At 69.1% G+C, this 13,892-nt stretch carries 14 protein-coding genes; 3 read left to right on the forward strand and 11 right to left on the reverse strand.

Annotated features, from left to right (window positions below; genetic code table 11):
• From R6U01_RS11950 to R6U01_RS11980, 7 genes are all read right to left on the reverse strand, one after another.
• A partial coding sequence (locus R6U01_RS11950; RefSeq protein WP_410286679.1) for a type I restriction endonuclease occupies positions 1-610 on the reverse strand: 610 nt, incomplete at its 3' end.
• A gap of 761 nt (positions 611-1,371) precedes the next feature.
• Positions 1,372-1,542 carry a hypothetical protein gene (locus R6U01_RS11955; RefSeq protein WP_410286680.1) on the reverse strand — a complete coding sequence of 57 codons (171 nt, stop codon included), beginning with the start codon at positions 1,540-1,542 and terminating at the stop codon, positions 1,372-1,374.
• Positions 1,539-1,688, reverse strand: coding sequence for a hypothetical protein (locus tag R6U01_RS11960; protein ID WP_410286681.1), 150 nt, complete (start codon positions 1,686-1,688; stop codon positions 1,539-1,541). The genes R6U01_RS11955 and R6U01_RS11960 overlap by 4 nt, the downstream gene beginning before the upstream one ends.
• 123 nt (positions 1,689-1,811) lie before the next feature.
• The gene (locus tag R6U01_RS11965; RefSeq protein ID WP_410286682.1) at positions 1,812-2,936 is read right to left on the reverse strand and encodes a PH domain-containing protein; all 1,125 of its coding nucleotides are present in this window, start codon (positions 2,934-2,936) and stop codon (positions 1,812-1,814) included.
• Position 2,937: 1 nt separating this feature from the next.
• A complete protein-coding gene (locus R6U01_RS11970; protein ID WP_410286683.1) occupies positions 2,938-4,338 on the reverse strand; it encodes a PQQ-binding-like beta-propeller repeat protein in 1,401 nt (466 codons plus the stop codon).
• 278 nt (positions 4,339-4,616) lie between these two features.
• Positions 4,617-5,390 carry an SDR family NAD(P)-dependent oxidoreductase gene (locus R6U01_RS11975; RefSeq protein ID WP_410286684.1) on the reverse strand — a complete coding sequence of 258 codons (774 nt, stop codon included), beginning with the start codon at positions 5,388-5,390 and terminating at the stop codon, positions 4,617-4,619.
• A gap of 101 nt (positions 5,391-5,491) precedes the next feature.
• Entirely contained in the window at positions 5,492-6,565 is a 1,074-nt protein-coding gene (locus tag R6U01_RS11980; protein WP_410286685.1) for an NAD(P)/FAD-dependent oxidoreductase, read from the reverse strand.
• A gap of 146 nt (positions 6,566-6,711) precedes the next feature.
• Here R6U01_RS11980 and R6U01_RS11985 point away from each other — a divergent pair, with 146 nt between their 5' ends.
• Positions 6,712-7,029, forward strand: a complete 318-nt coding sequence (locus R6U01_RS11985) for a hypothetical protein (RefSeq protein ID WP_410286686.1) — start codon at positions 6,712-6,714, stop codon at positions 7,027-7,029.
• 114 nt (positions 7,030-7,143) lie between these two features.
• On the opposite strand, the gene R6U01_RS11990 is transcribed toward R6U01_RS11985, so the two are convergent.
• Positions 7,144-7,815 carry a metallophosphoesterase family protein gene (locus R6U01_RS11990; protein ID WP_410286687.1) on the reverse strand — a complete coding sequence of 224 codons (672 nt, stop codon included), beginning with the start codon at positions 7,813-7,815 and terminating at the stop codon, positions 7,144-7,146.
• A gap of 74 nt (positions 7,816-7,889) precedes the next feature.
• Entirely contained in the window at positions 7,890-8,555 is a 666-nt protein-coding gene (locus tag R6U01_RS11995) for an O-methyltransferase (protein WP_410286688.1), read from the reverse strand.
• Positions 8,556-8,664: 109 nt separating this feature from the next.
• On the opposite strand from R6U01_RS11995, the gene R6U01_RS12000 reads away from it, so the two are divergent.
• Positions 8,665-10,341 carry a methylmalonyl-CoA mutase gene (locus R6U01_RS12000; protein ID WP_410286689.1) on the forward strand — a complete coding sequence of 559 codons (1,677 nt, stop codon included), beginning with the start codon at positions 8,665-8,667 and terminating at the stop codon, positions 10,339-10,341.
• A 31-nt stretch (positions 10,342-10,372) separates the two neighbouring features.
• Here R6U01_RS12000 and R6U01_RS12005 read toward each other — a convergent pair whose 3' ends face one another.
• Positions 10,373-11,176, reverse strand: coding sequence for a formate/nitrite transporter family protein (locus tag R6U01_RS12005; protein ID WP_410286690.1), 804 nt, complete (start codon positions 11,174-11,176; stop codon positions 10,373-10,375).
• A gap of 120 nt (positions 11,177-11,296) precedes the next feature.
• On the opposite strand from R6U01_RS12005, the gene mce reads away from it, so the two are divergent.
• On the forward strand, positions 11,297-11,683 hold the full coding sequence (mce, locus tag R6U01_RS12010) for a methylmalonyl-CoA epimerase (protein ID WP_410286691.1): 387 nt from the start codon (positions 11,297-11,299) through the stop codon (positions 11,681-11,683).
• Positions 11,684-11,728: 45 nt separating this feature from the next.
• On the opposite strand, the gene R6U01_RS12015 is transcribed toward mce, so the two are convergent.
• Positions 11,729-13,885 (reverse strand): S9 family peptidase, encoded by a 2,157-nt coding sequence (locus tag R6U01_RS12015; RefSeq protein WP_410286692.1) that lies wholly within the window; start codon positions 13,883-13,885, stop codon positions 11,729-11,731.
• Between the last annotated feature and the right edge of the window lie 7 nt (positions 13,886-13,892).

Below are 13,892 nucleotides of genomic sequence, written 5' to 3' on the forward strand. Positions count from 1 at the left end.
CCGTCAGAGGGGTGATCTTCCCCGAAACCCGTTCAGAGAACAGTTCCGCAACCTCCGTAGCTAAATCATCCTTCTCTCTTTCAAGTGTCGTCCGTGCTTCTCGGAGTTCCTTGATTCGGTTGAGAATCTTTTCCCACTCGTTGTTCTGGATCGCGTCTTTGGTGAATGCTCTTAGTGTTGTAACCCTCTCAGGAAGACTTTGGAGGCCCGTTCTCCCGAGTGTATTCACGTTGACTTTGGTATCAACCACTTCCCGCCGATAGAACTCGTATTCCTCTCCGTTCGTGAGGATACCCAAGTTTACGTCTTCGTTCTTGAGATAGGCTTTCAACTTCTTTCTGTGCTTGTCCGAGAGTGTCGTGTCTACGCCTTTGGCTTCGAGAAAGGCAACGGGAGCGCCGTCCAGTATCAGGGCATAATCTACCTTGTAGGTCTTTCCGAAGGCTTTGACAGAGTACTCCAGTTGAGTGTTGTCAGGGATCGTCCAGTTGAGAAGGTCAAGAAAGTCACGTAGAATAGCGGCTTTCGTGTTGGCCTCATCCATTTGTGGGGCCGCCTCAATAGTCGCTTGAGCGTGATCGACGTACTCTTTCACCGCGTCCTCATCCATGGATGATTGAGGATTCAGACGGTTATCATATCAAAGTACCCGGTGATAGCCGCAATATGGTGTTTTTGGGTACGTACTGAGCCATTCGCCTAAGCGCTCATGGTGCGGGTTTTATATACTGACAACTCATTTGGAGACAGTAGAGACGCCTGAAAAGCGCAAGACGGAGTGGGAGTTCCGCGCGAGCGTTGTGGTCGAGCGCGGCCTTCCAAGCTCATGGCCCGGGTTCAAATCCCGGCCGGCGCACTCCCTTCGGTCGTGCGCCGCCCGTACCCTCGCTCGCTCACGCCGTTCGCTCGCGAGGGTCCCGGCCGGCGCATTTCTCGAACGAAGTGAGAGAAATCGCCGACGGATTTGAGTCCTGGAAGTCGCAGCCCGCGCAGCGAGCGAAGCGAGCGAGCAGGACCGTCTTCCTCTGGTTCAAATCCCGGCCGGCGCACTTCCGACTGACTGCGTCAGTCGACGTTTGCTTCGCTCCGCTCAGCAAACTCCCTTCGGTCGTGCGCCGCCCGTACCCTCGCTCGCTCACGCCGTTCGCTCGCGAGGGTCCCGGCCGGCGCATTTCTCGAACGAAGTGAGAGCAATCTACGCGGTCGACCCGTCGAGCGAACCAACCGAGACGGCCGTCACCCTACTGGACGGTCGCGGCGCTCATATCGCCGAGAGCATGTCGGCGACGAAGTCGGGGACCATCACGATGACGGCGATCAGCGCGAGGAGTAGAATCGCCAGCCCGAGTGGGTCCCGCGGAAGCGGGCCGATCATGCGCCGATCACCGTCGCGATCACGGGGAGAGCGACGCCGAGCCCGATCTCCACTCCCCACGCCCGGAGCAGCGAGAAGAGGTTGGCGACGAACATGCTCACGAACGCCGCGGCGATGAACAGGAGCGCGAGCAGTCCGATCGGCGTTCGGACGAGCCACCCGATCATCGCGTCACCACCACGACGGGGACCGCGAACGAGACCACCCACCTGACGAGATCGGAGGCCAGCGCGAAGGTGAAGCTGACGAGCGCGATCGCCGCGATCACCGTGAGAAGGAGCATGAACGGGTCCCGCGGGACGAGCCCGGTCATGGGTGTGCTCCCGTCGTGACGGTGGTCATCGTCTCGTCGATTCCGCCGGTCGCTGATGTCGTGTTTCGTGTCGGCTGTGTCGTGTTTCGTGTCATCTGTCTCGAGTGGTGTGTCATCTGTGGTTTACCGAGTCCGTCCGATCCATTCGAATCCCTCCAAGGCGCCGGGGTCGGAACCCGACTCCTCTTCATCGATGGCCGAGGACAGCGCCGAGGCGATGGCGTGTGCGGCCGACAGTCGTCCGCCGAGCGTCGACGGAAGCAGGTCGAGGGCCCTCTCGACGGTTCGCGCCGTCGTGGCCGCTTCCGCCAGGAGCGTCCCTGCGGCCGCTTCACTGGTGTCGTCGCCGCCACGACCGACGAGGCTGATGTTCAGCTCCGGGTCGACCGCGTACGTGCGGCTCCGGTCCACGTGCATCGAGGGAACGGCCGGCGCGGGCTGGTCGGGGCCGCCGACGGTGCCGTGTTCCGGGTCGTGGCGGGCGAGCCACGCCTCCCGGAGCTCCGTCCCCGGCGGCGGACCGGCCACGTCGTCCCGGAGCGCGTCGTCGGTCTCGGCGTCCGGTTCGTCGAGGTCCGCCGGCTCGTCGACGTCGCCGTCGTGGGCGAACCTGAGCGACGCGATCAGCCGCCGTATCTGGACGGCGTCCAGGACGTTCCGCATCTCGATGCGGGCCGGTCGGCGGCCGCCCGCCCCGGTCACCAAGACGATGTTCCCCACGCCGAGGACCGACTCGAACACGGTCTGCTGCTGTTCGAGCCCCTTGATCTGCGGCAGGGGAACGTCGACGCGCGAGAGCCACAGGAAGCGGTAGTCGGTGATCACGCGGCGGTTGGTGACGTAGTGGACCGTGAGGCTCGATTTCCAGTACTCGATCAGCCCGGTGGTGAGAAAGTAGAGCGCGAGCAGCATCGTCGCGGCCGGCAGGATCACCGGCACGTCCGTCCGGAACCGCAGCTGCACGGTCAGCACGAAGAAGGCGAGGAAGAACGGGAACCGGTCGACCGCCGCCAGCTGAAACGGGGACACCGTCTCGTGGAGCGTCTCGCCCGGCTGCATCTCGGGCGGTGGCGGGGCGACCACGAACTGCACGTACAGTCCCATCAGGATCATGAATCCCGCGAAGAGCATCGGGGTCGTCCCCGTGGAGGTGGGATACTCCAGTCGGTAGAGATACAGGTAGGCCCCGCCGACCAGGAACGGGAGCGCGAGCACCGTCGTCCAGAACGCGGGCCACCCTCTGGCCATCTCAGGACCCCAACATCTGGTAGACGACGCCGAGCGCGGAGATGGTGAACTCCAACTCGGTGAGCGTCTTCTCGTCGGAGAAGAACCCCGTGAGTGTTCCCACCAGCGTCAGGGGAGCGGCCTCGGACCCCCCGTCCGGCTCCGCTTCGACCGGGACTGGCTCCCCGACGTCGCCGTCGTCCTCCGCGGTCTCGATGGCGTACACGAAGGCGTCGAGGCCGCCGACGTACACCGCCCCTTCGGCCAGCGCGAGCGAGGCGTGGATGCGGTCCCCGGTCGCGTGGACCCACACCGGCCGGCCGTCGGCGGCGTCGAGCGCGAACACCGACCCGCCGGCGGTCGCGCCGAAGACGGTCCCGTCGCTCACGACCGGCGAGGTGCGGATCCAGTGATCCGCCTTGAACGTCCAGCGTTCGGTTCCGTCGGACGCGGCGAAGGCGTGGACGGTGCCGACGTCGCTCCCGACGTAGACGGTCGCCCCGTCGGTGGCCGGCGAGCTGCGGATGCTGCCGTCGATCGACGCCCGCCAGCGCTCCTCGCCGCCGGCCAACTCGACGGCGGAGACGGTCCCGTCGTCGCTCCCGACGAAGGCGGTCTCGCCGGCGACCGCGGCGGATCCGTGGATCGGGCTCCCGGTCTCGAACGCCCATTCCTCGGCGCCGGTCTCGGAGTCGACCGCGTAGAGCGTCCCGTCGTAACTGCCGGCGACGACGAGGTCGCCGGCGACGGCCGGCGAGGACCGGACCCAATCGCCGGCCCGGAAGCGCCACTGGACCGTGCCGTCGGCCGCGTCGAGGGCGACGACGAGCCCCGCCGTCGTCCCGAGGTACACGACCCCGTCGGCGACTGTGAGCGGCGAGCGGATCCACCCGTCGACGGTCGTCCGCCAGCGCTCCTCGCCGTCCGCGGCGGAGAGCGACACCGCCTCGCCGCCGCGCGTTCCGACGAAGAGGGAACCGTCGACCACCGCCGGCGACGCGTCCACCCAGTCGCCGACCCCCCGTCGCCACAGTTCCTCGCCGTCGGCCGCCGAATGGGCGTGGACGATCCCGTTCCGATCGCCGGTGTAGACCGTCCGTCCGACGACGGCCGGGGCCGTCAACACGCGCTCGGTCACGCGGGCGCTCCACCGGAGCGAGGGATGTCGGCCCTTCGGACCGGTCACGTCGCCCCGTTGGCCCGTCTTCGACGGGGATCCGCCGGTCATCGGCCACACCTCGGGCGGGGCGTTCCCCTCCGCCGCCGCGACGGTTTTCCCCGCCGCGTTGACCACGCCGACCGCCGCGGCACCGCCCGTCACCGCCCGCAAGACCCCTCGCCTCGTCAGCGTCTGCTCGACGTCCGCCCGCTCCGGCGTGGTCCCCGTGTCCACGCCCGGGACCGACCGTTCTGGACCCCCCATCGGCTCACATTCCGCGAGGCGCTACTATTTTTCTATTCATTTTAACAAGAATATTGTCTGCTGATTATAAAACTAACTGTCAGATTATCAAAAAACGAACTATCGTATCAGTATTTGAAATAGAATTTGTCGGGAATATATTTGTTCGGCCCCGCACGGAACCACTGCGAACAGGGCGACCGACGCCGGGCGACCGTCGTGTGTCCACCGGCGCCGACGGCCCGCTGGGACCGTCACCACCGTCTGCAGCGTGACGCGCCGCTCGGGGTCGTCGCGGCCTACAGACTCGATCCGCCGTCGATCCACACCGTCTCGCCCGTGACGTAGCTCGCACCCTCAGAGGCGAGGTAGAGGTACGCCCCGGGGAGGTCCTCGGGCGTCCCGGCTCGGGACGGGAGCCCGTCGGACTCCGCGACGGAGTCTCTCGCCTCCCCCGCCCACCCCTCCCGAATTTCCGTGGCGATCGGGCCCGGCGCGACCGCGTTCACCCGGATCCCGTGCTCGTCGAGTTCGAGCGCCGCGCTTCGAGTGAGCATCTGAATGCCCCCTTTCGTCGCCGCGTAGTGAGAGTGGTTCCGCTCGGCGCGCTCGGCCGTCGTCGACGACGTGTTCACGATCGCGCCCTCGACGCCCCGATCGATCATGTCCCGGGCGGCCAGTTGCGTGCCGAAGAACGCGCCCCGGAGGTTGACCCCGTGAACGAAATCGAAGTCGTCGGGGGTGACGTCGAGGAACGCGAGGCTGCGGTGGACGCCCGCGTTGTTCACCATCACGTCGACCCCGCCGAACTCGCGGGCGGCCTCGATCACCGACTCGATCTGGCCCGGGTCGGAGACGTCCGTCTCGACGAACGCGGCGGTCCCGCCGCGCTCCTCGATGGCCTCGTGCGTGGGCGTCTCGGCGTCGACGTCTTTCGGTGCCGCCCGGACGTCGGCGTTGATCACGGTCGCTCCCGCGTCGCCGAACCCGTTGGCGACCGCGCGACCGATGCCGCTCGATCCTCCGGTGACGACGACCGTCTCACCGCCGAAGTCCGCGTCGATAGTCCCCATACGGACGGTCGGACGCTCCCGATCAAAAAGATTGGTGTCGAGTCCCGCCTCTCGGGGGTCGACGCGCATCGGCAGCCGCCGGAATCGGGCGGTCGGGCGGTTCAGTCGTCGTCGGCCGCGGGCTGCTCCGCGTTTTGCTCGGACTCCGAGCGGGGACCGCCGGCGTGCCCCTCGTGGGCGACGGCGGTCGCCAGCAGTTCGGGGTCGATAGCGGGGACGTCCTCCTCGGAAACGGGGCCGTCGCGGGCGATCTCCTCCGTCGACCGCGGGAACTCGCGGAGCTCCTTGTGCAGCGCGATCCCGGCCTTCGCGCCCTGTCCGAGCGCGACGGGCACCTGGTTGTGGCCCGGCGTCACGTCGCCGACCGCGTAGACGCCGTCGACGCTCGTGCGCCCGTGGTCGTCGACGTCGATCTCGCCGCCCTCGGTGAGGTCGCAGCCGAGTCCCTCGGCGAGCGCGGTGTTGTAGTCGGAGCCGTACATCGGGAAGCCGCCGCGGTACTCGCGGCGGGTGCCGTCCTCGAACGCCATCGCCTCCAGCCAGCCGGAGTCGGGATCGTTCTCGACGCCGACGACGTCCTCGTGGACGACGTCGACCGGGTGCGCCTCCAACTGGGCCGCCGTCTCCTCGCTCCACGTCGGCTCCGCGCCGCGGGTCAGGAGGTCCACGTCGTCGGTCACGTTCAGCATGATCATCGCGACGTGGGCGGCCGCCTCGCCGTGACCCATCACGTACACCGGCTCGTCGACGAACATGTACGCGTCGCAGTGGAGACACCAGTGGAGCCCCCGCGCGTTCCGCGGAAGCGGCGGGTCCGGACGCTCGTCGGCGAAGCCCGTCGCGAGCACGACGCGCTCCGCGACGAGCTCGACGTCCTTCGTCGTCAGTCGGAAGCGACCGTCGTCGGTCTCGGTCACGTCGGTGACGAAGCCGCGCTCGTAGGCCCCGCCGTACGACTGCACCTGCTCGCGGCCGGTCGCGAGGAGCTCGTTGCCGGAGACCTCCTCGGTGATGCCGATCACGTTGTGGGTGTGGGTCATCATCGCCGCGCGGCCGCCGCCGCGGTCGATGAGCACCGTCTCGTGGCCCAGTCGGGCGCCGTACAGGGCGGTCGTCAGTCCGGCCGGCCCGCCGCCGACCACCGCGATCTCGTACTCGTCCTCGGACGAACTCATTAGCGATCGTACGTGGCGCGGCGGTTTAAATGGATTCGTGCTGTGCGCGCCTCGCGGTCAGCCCCAGCCACGCGACGCCCCGGTCGAGTCCCGCGGTTCCCGACCTTCCCGGAAACTTATTACAGTCCATCGCCTCCGCTGGGGCAGTGCCCTCGCGACTCGCCGCCGCGCTCGCCCTCCTCGTCCTCGGGACCGTCGCCGACGTGGCCTCCACGTACGTCGCCGTCGGGACCGGACAGTACGTCGAGGGCTCGCCCGTCGGGGGCGCGTTCATCGCCGCCTTCGGACTCGTCCCCGGGATGCTCCTCACCAAGGCCGCGGGGATGGTCGTCATCGGGATCCCCGTCGCGGTCGCCGGCGGGACGAGACGGCTCGTCGCGACGCTGATGTGCGCCGGCGTCGGCCTCCTCTCGCTGGCGACCGCCGCGCGGAACGTCCTCCTCTTCCTCGGTGTCTGGCCGTGAGGCGGAGGGCGGTCCGGCGACCGCGGAGAGCGTCCGGCAACCGCGGAGGGCGGTCCGATGACCGCTGAGGGCGTTCGATGGCGTCTCACCGCCCCGCCCGTCCGCCTGCGACGCTCACTCGCCTTTATAAAGCCGTTCGGCGGTGCGCTCCGGGAGACCGGCGTCGGCGACCGCCTCGCTCACGCGGTCGATATCGTACGCGACGCGTCGGAGGGCGACCTCGTCCGTCGCCGCGTCGAGGACGGCGTACCCCGCGTCCGGGTCGCCGTCGCGCGGCTGGCCGACGCTGCCGGGGTTGACGACCACGCCGCCGGCGACGGACCGCCTTCCTTGGACGTGCGTGTGGCCGAGGACGATCCCGTCGTACTCGCCCATGTGCCGGTCTAAGTTCGGGAACTCTCCGGGGTAGACGTAGGCGTCCTCTCGCTCGGCCGCGGGGTGGGAGTGGACGAGCAGGTACCGCCCGCCCGCGAACGTCTCGGCGCGCGGGAGCCCTCGGAGCCACGCGAGCTGGTCGTCCGACAGCGACGCCTTCGCGTGTTCGAGCCCGGCCTCCGCCATGCGGTTGGCGCGGTAGCGCTCCGGGGTCTCGACCGTGCGGTCGTGGTTCCCTCGGACCGTCCGCTCAGCGACGTCGCGCACGCGCTCGACGCACTCGGCCGACCACGGGTTGTAGCCGATTACGTCGCCGGCGCAGACGACCCGGTCGACCGCGGGCATGTCGTCGAGGACCGCTTCGAGCGCCGGGAGGTTCGCGTGGACGTCCGAGATGAGCCCCACTTTCATCGGATCGACGTTCGGGAGCGACGCCCGAATAGGTTCGGTCCGTACGGGTCCGGCGGAGGGGAGGCGTCGCGTCTTCACGCCACCTTCGTCGACACCGCGATGCCGGAGCCGACCGGGAGGATCGCGGTCTCGACGGCGTCGTCGGAGCGCACCGTGCCGACGTACTCGCCGATCCCGCGCGTCTCCCCGTCGACCTCGGCGTCCGGGAGGGGCGCGCCCTCTTCGAAGTGCGCGACGAGGTCCCCGAAGTCGATCGGGCCGCGGGTGATGTTGTCGGCGACGATCACGCCGCCGGTCCTGACCTTCGGGAGGACCGCGCGGTAGGCGTCCGCGTAGCGACCCTTCTGGTGGTCGATGAGGACGACGTCGAAGGGGCCGTCGTAGCGCTCGATAGTCTCCATCGCGTCGCCGACCTCGAAGGTCACGCTGTCGGCGTACCCTCCGTCCGCGGCGAAGCGGACACCCCGCTCGGCCTCCGCCGTGTCGAACTCCGTGCAGATCACCGCCTCGGCCCCGCCGCGCAGGAACCACGTCGCCGAGTAGCCGAAGCCGGAACCGAACTCGAAGACGCGCCGGGCGCCTGTCAGTCGGGCGAGCAGCCGAAGCACGGCCCCCGCTTCCGGCCCGATGATCGGGAACCCCCACTCGTCCGCCAGTTCGACCATCTCCGCCTGCGTGGCGGTGTGCTCGGGGGCCGTCGCGGCGAGGAACCGCTCGGCCGGATCGGAGAGGACGTCCATGCGTGCGAATTGACGGCACGGCACTTGAAACCGGTCGCCGACCGGTCGGGCCACTGCGACCAGGCCGGCCCGAAAAAGGTTAAGTCGCGCTCGGGCGTCTGATTTACTAATGTACGATCCTGAGGAACTAGCCGCGATCCGGGAGGCAAAGGAGTCGTGGGAGGAGGGGACCTACGGCGAGACGGTCGACCGGTTCGGGGAGCGCAAGGAGACGTTCGCCACCGATACGGGCGGCCAGGAGGTCGACCCGCTGTACACCCCGGCCGACATCCCCGGTCACGACTACCGCGATGACCTGGGGAACCCGGGCGAGGAGCCGTACACGCGCGGCGTCTACTCGACGATGCACCGCGGGCGGCTCTGGACGATGCGCCAGTACGCGGGGATGGGCACCGCCGCGGAGACCAACGAGCGCTTCAACTACCTCATCGACGAGGGCTCCTCGGGGCTCTCGATGGCGTTCGACCTCCCGACGCAGATGGGGTACGACTCCGACGCCGCGATGGCCGAGGGCGAGGTGGGCCGGTCGGGCGTCGCCATCGACACCCTCGACGACTTCGAGACCGTCTTCGACGGGATCCCGCTCGACGAGGTCTCGACGTCGATGACGATCAACGCGCCCGCCGCCGTCCTCCTCGCGATGTACGTCGCGATGGGCGACGAGCAGGGCGTCCCGCGCGATCAGCTCCGCGGCACGATCCAGAACGACATCATGAAGGAGTACATCGCGCGGAACCTCTACATCTACCCGCCGAAGCAGTCGATGCGGCTGATCACGGACGTCTTCGAGTTCTGCGCCGCCGAGACGCCCAGCTTCAACACCATCTCCATCTCGGGGTACCACATCCGCGAGGCGGGCTCGACCGCGGCTCAGGAGGTCGCGTTCACGCTCGGCGACGGGATCGAGTACGTGCAGGCCGCCATCGACGCCGGCCTCGACGTCGACGAGTTCGCGCCGCAGCTCTCCTTCTTCTTTAACGCTCACAACAACGTCTTCGAGGAGGCCGCCAAGTTCCGCGCCGCCCGCCGGATGTGGGCGCAGATCATGGACGAGCGGTTCGGCGCGGAGAACCCCAAATCGAAGCAGCTCAAGTTCCACACCCAGACCGGCGGCTCGACCCTGACCGCCCAGCAGATCGAGAACAACGTCGTCCGGGTCGCCTATCAGGCGCTCGCCGCGGTACTCGGCGGCACCCAGAGCCTCCACACGAACGGGAAGGACGAGGCGCTCGCGCTCCCCACCGAGAAGTCGGTCCGCACCGCGCTCCGCACCCAGCAGATCCTCGCGCACGAGTCGGGCGCGGCCGACACGATCGACCCGCTCGCCGGGTCGTACTACGTGGAGAGCCTCACCGACGCGATCGAGGAGGAGGCGTTCGAGATACTGGAGGAGGTCGACCGCCGCGGCGGGATGCTGGAGGCGGTCGAGAGCCAGTGGGTCCAGCGGCAGATACAGGACGTCGCCTTCGAGCGCCAACGGGAGATCGAGGAGGGCGAGCGGGTCATCGTCGGCGTCAACGAGTTCGAGGTCGACGAGGAGCCGGAGATGGACCTCGAAGAGGTCGATCCGGAACAGGAGCAGAACCAGCGCGAACGCCTCCAGCGGGTGAAAGACGACCGCCACGACGCCGCGGTCGAGGACGCGCTCGCGTCGCTCCGCGAGGCCGCGCGGGGGACCGAGAACGTGATGCCGCACATCGTCGACGCCGTGAAGTCGTACGCGACGGTCCAAGAGGTCTCGGACGTGCTTCGCGACGAGTTCGGGGAGTACAAGCCGGGGCGGTAAGTCGGCGAGAAAGCTCGATTCCGAAGCCCGCTCAGTTCGCGCCGCGGACGACGTGGCCGTACTTCAGCAGCGCGACGAACACCCCGCCGCCGAACGCGTTACCGACCGTCGCCAGCACGAGGAACCCGGCGTAGTCGGCCAGCGTGATGGTGTCCGAGACGAACAGTCCGAACAGCACCTCGACGTTGCCCGCGATCGAGTGCGGGAGGTGGAGGAGCCCGATCGTCCCGGTGACGATCAGGACGAGGAGGATCCGGGCGGTCGTGTCCTGGGCCGCCGTCACGAGCCACGCCAACAGCCCCATCAGCCAGCCGGCGAAGACGCCGCCGATGAACAGCCACGGGAGGTCGTGGGTGACGAGCTTTAACGCGATCGTCTCGAAGGACCGGGGGTCGACGACGCCGAGCTCCGGCATCAACAGGATCACGAGCAGGGTGAACAGCAGCCCGCCGACGAGGTTTCCGACGTACACCAGCCCCCAGAGCCGGCCCAGGTCTCGGAACGACGCCTGTCCGTCGAGCACCGGGATCACGGCCAGCGTCGTGTGCTCGGTGAACAGCTCGGAGCGGCCGAGGATGACGAACATGAAGCCGATGGAGTAGACGCTCGCGAGCAGCAGCTCGGTCGTGAGATCCCCGAAGCTCCCGGGCGAGAGCGTCAGCACCACCGCCATCATCAGCGGGCCGAACCCGATGTCGAGCCCCGCCGACAGCCCGGAGAGCAGCAGGCCGGACCGCTCCCGATTCATCTCGTGGAGTCCGCTCTCGAGCAGCGAGTCCAGGACGCTCCGCGAGGACATCTGGTCCGTCGTCGCGTCGGTCTGTGAGTCGCTCACGGTCGGGGTCGCTCCCCGATACTCTCCCGGCCCACCCAAACCTTTGGGTCCCACCGACGAACCGGTGAAAACGGCCGCACCGCTCGGCCTTTTAAATCGACGGCGCTCGATCCGAGCCGTATGCGATTCGATCACGTCGGCGTCGCGACCCGCGACGCCGCCGACCTCGCCGGGCTGTTCGAGGGCCTCCTCGACGCCCCGATCGCTCACGAGGAAACGTTCGACGGGATGGACGTCGTCTTCCTCGAACTCGACGACGGGGGGTACTTCGAGCTCTTAGCGCCCGCCGAGGGCGGCGCGATCGCCGATTTCCTCGACCGGGAGGGACCGGGGATCCACCACGTCGCGCTCGCGACCGACGACCTCCGGGCGGCGCTCGACCGCGCCCGCGACCTCGGCGTCGACCTCGTCGACGAGGAGCCGCGTCCCGGCGCGTGGGGCCACGAGGTCGCCTTCCTCCACCCCCGGTCGACGGGCGGGGTGCTCGTGGAGTTCGTCGAGCACTAGCGATTCAGCCGTCGTCGCGACTCGGGCCGCGACCGGCACCGCGGCTCAGTCCCCGTCCTCGACCGCCGGGTCGTGCGTCTCGTACCAGCCGAGGATCTTCTCCAGTCGGTGGATCGCCCGGTCGGGGTCGCCGACGTTGTGGTGCTCGTCCGGGTAGACGATGAGCTCGGCGTCAATGCCCTGCTTGCGGGCCGCGACGTACAGCTGCTCGGACTGGGAGGGCGGACACCGCCAGTCCTCGCCGCCGGCCATCACGAGCAGGGGCGTCTCGATCTCCCCGGCGTCGAGGATCGCCGTCGACGCGTCGTACGCCTCCGGGTTCTCCCACGGGAGGCCGTACTCCGCCTCGAACCACGTGTGCGTGTCGTCGGTGCCGAACGCCGACCGGAGGTCGTAGATGCCGTGTTCCGGCGCCGCCGCCGCGAAGAGGTCGGGTTCCCGAGTGACGAGGAACCCCTGCGCGATCCCCCCGTACGAGAAGCCGTGACCGAACACGCGGTCGGGGTCGACCCACCTGCGGTCGGCGAGCGACGCGACGCCCGCCGCGATGTCGTCGACCTCGGCGGTCCCCCACGCGCCGGTCAGCTCCGCGGTGAACGCCCGGCCGCGGGAGGTGCCGCCGCGGTAGTTCGGGCGGAAGAGGAGGTACCCGCGGCTCGTCAGCGCGGCGTGCGCGAAGCTGAACACGGGCTCGTCGTACGACATCGGCCCGCCGTGGATCGCCACCACCAGCGGGTGGTCGCCGTCGGCGGGGTCCACGTCGGGGTCGTGGTAGACGACGCCGTCGAGCGTCCAGCCGTCCGAGTCCCACTCGACGCGCGTGGCCTCGGGCATCGCGAACTCGGTTATCAGGGACTCGTTGACCGCGGTGAGCCGGGTGAGGGCGTCAGAGTCGGGCGCCGCGCCGGAGTCCGCCCCGTCGGCGTCCCCGTCGAGGTCGGCGACGTCGACCGCGTACAGGTCGGTTCCCGCGGTCGGATCGGAGAGGACCGCTACCGCCGTCGACCCGTCCGCGGCGACGTCGAATCCCGCCAGCGCGCGGTCGCGTCCCTGCGCCGCGAAGACGCGCTCCGCGGTCCCGTCCGTCTCGACCCGGACCAGCCGCGTGTGGCTCTCGTCGGCGATCGGGAGGTAGACCGCGCCGTCGACCCAGACCGGCTCGCCGCCACGCGCGACCGTCCGATCGAGGCCGGCCGTGAGAGAGACGGGGTCGTCGCCGTCGGCGTCCGCGCCCCCTCCCTCGCCGTCGACGAAGTACACCTCCGCCGGCGCGGGCGGGTCGTCGGGGTCGCCGGCGACGGTCGCCAGCTCGTCGGCGCCCGGGCGCCACGTCGGGACGTCGTGAGAGAGGTCGCCGCCGGTGAGCCGCTCGGCGTCGCCCCCCTCGGGGGACACCGCGTAGACGTCGCGGATGGTGGTGTCGTCGGGGCGGTCGAGCCGGCAGGAGGTGAACGCGATCCGGCCGGTCTCGCCCCAGTGCGGCTCCATCCCCGTCACGTCCTGGAACGCGCCGCCGCCGTACGCGTCGTCGAGCCGGCGGGGGTCGGCGTCGGGGTCGTCGAGGTCGACGACGAAGAGGTACGGCGTCACGTCGTCGGTCCAGCCGACCCCGTTCACCTTGTGCTGGAGCCGCGTCGTCTCGATCGGTCCGCCCTCCTCGCGAACCTGATCGAGGTACTCGGCCTCCTCGTCGGTCGGGTCGCGCGACTCGACCACCAGCCGGTCGCCCTCGGGCGACCAGTCGAAGTCGGCGACGCCCTCGTCGCGCTCCGTGACCTGCCGCGCGTCGCCGCCGAGCGCGAGGTCGAACAGCCACACCTGCGGCTTCGGCTCGTCGTCGTCGCCCTCGTCAGGCGCGTCGTCGTCCCCGTCGCCGTCGGCGCTTTCCTCACCGTCGTCCTCGCCGTCCTCGTCTCGGTCCCGCCACCCGACGCGTCGCTCGGCGTCGCGGTCGCGGGCGGCCACGAAGGCGAGTCGGTCTCCCTCGGGCCCCCACGCCGGCGCCTCCGCGCCGGCGGCGCTCGTCAGCCGGTGAGGAGCTCGGGAGCCGTCGGTGGGGACGACGAACAGCGAGGCGACCGCCTCGTCCTCGGTCTGGTCGTACTCGGTGGCGGTGAAGGCGACGCGGTCGCCGGACGGGGAGACGGCGACCTCGCCGATCTGCGTCAGGTCGTAGTAGGCGTCGAGCGGCAGTTCCGACATGCACGCA

It is taken from the genome of Halorubrum sp., assembly GCF_046498025.1.
Classification (GTDB): domain Archaea; phylum Halobacteriota; class Halobacteria; order Halobacteriales; family Haloferacaceae; genus Halorubrum.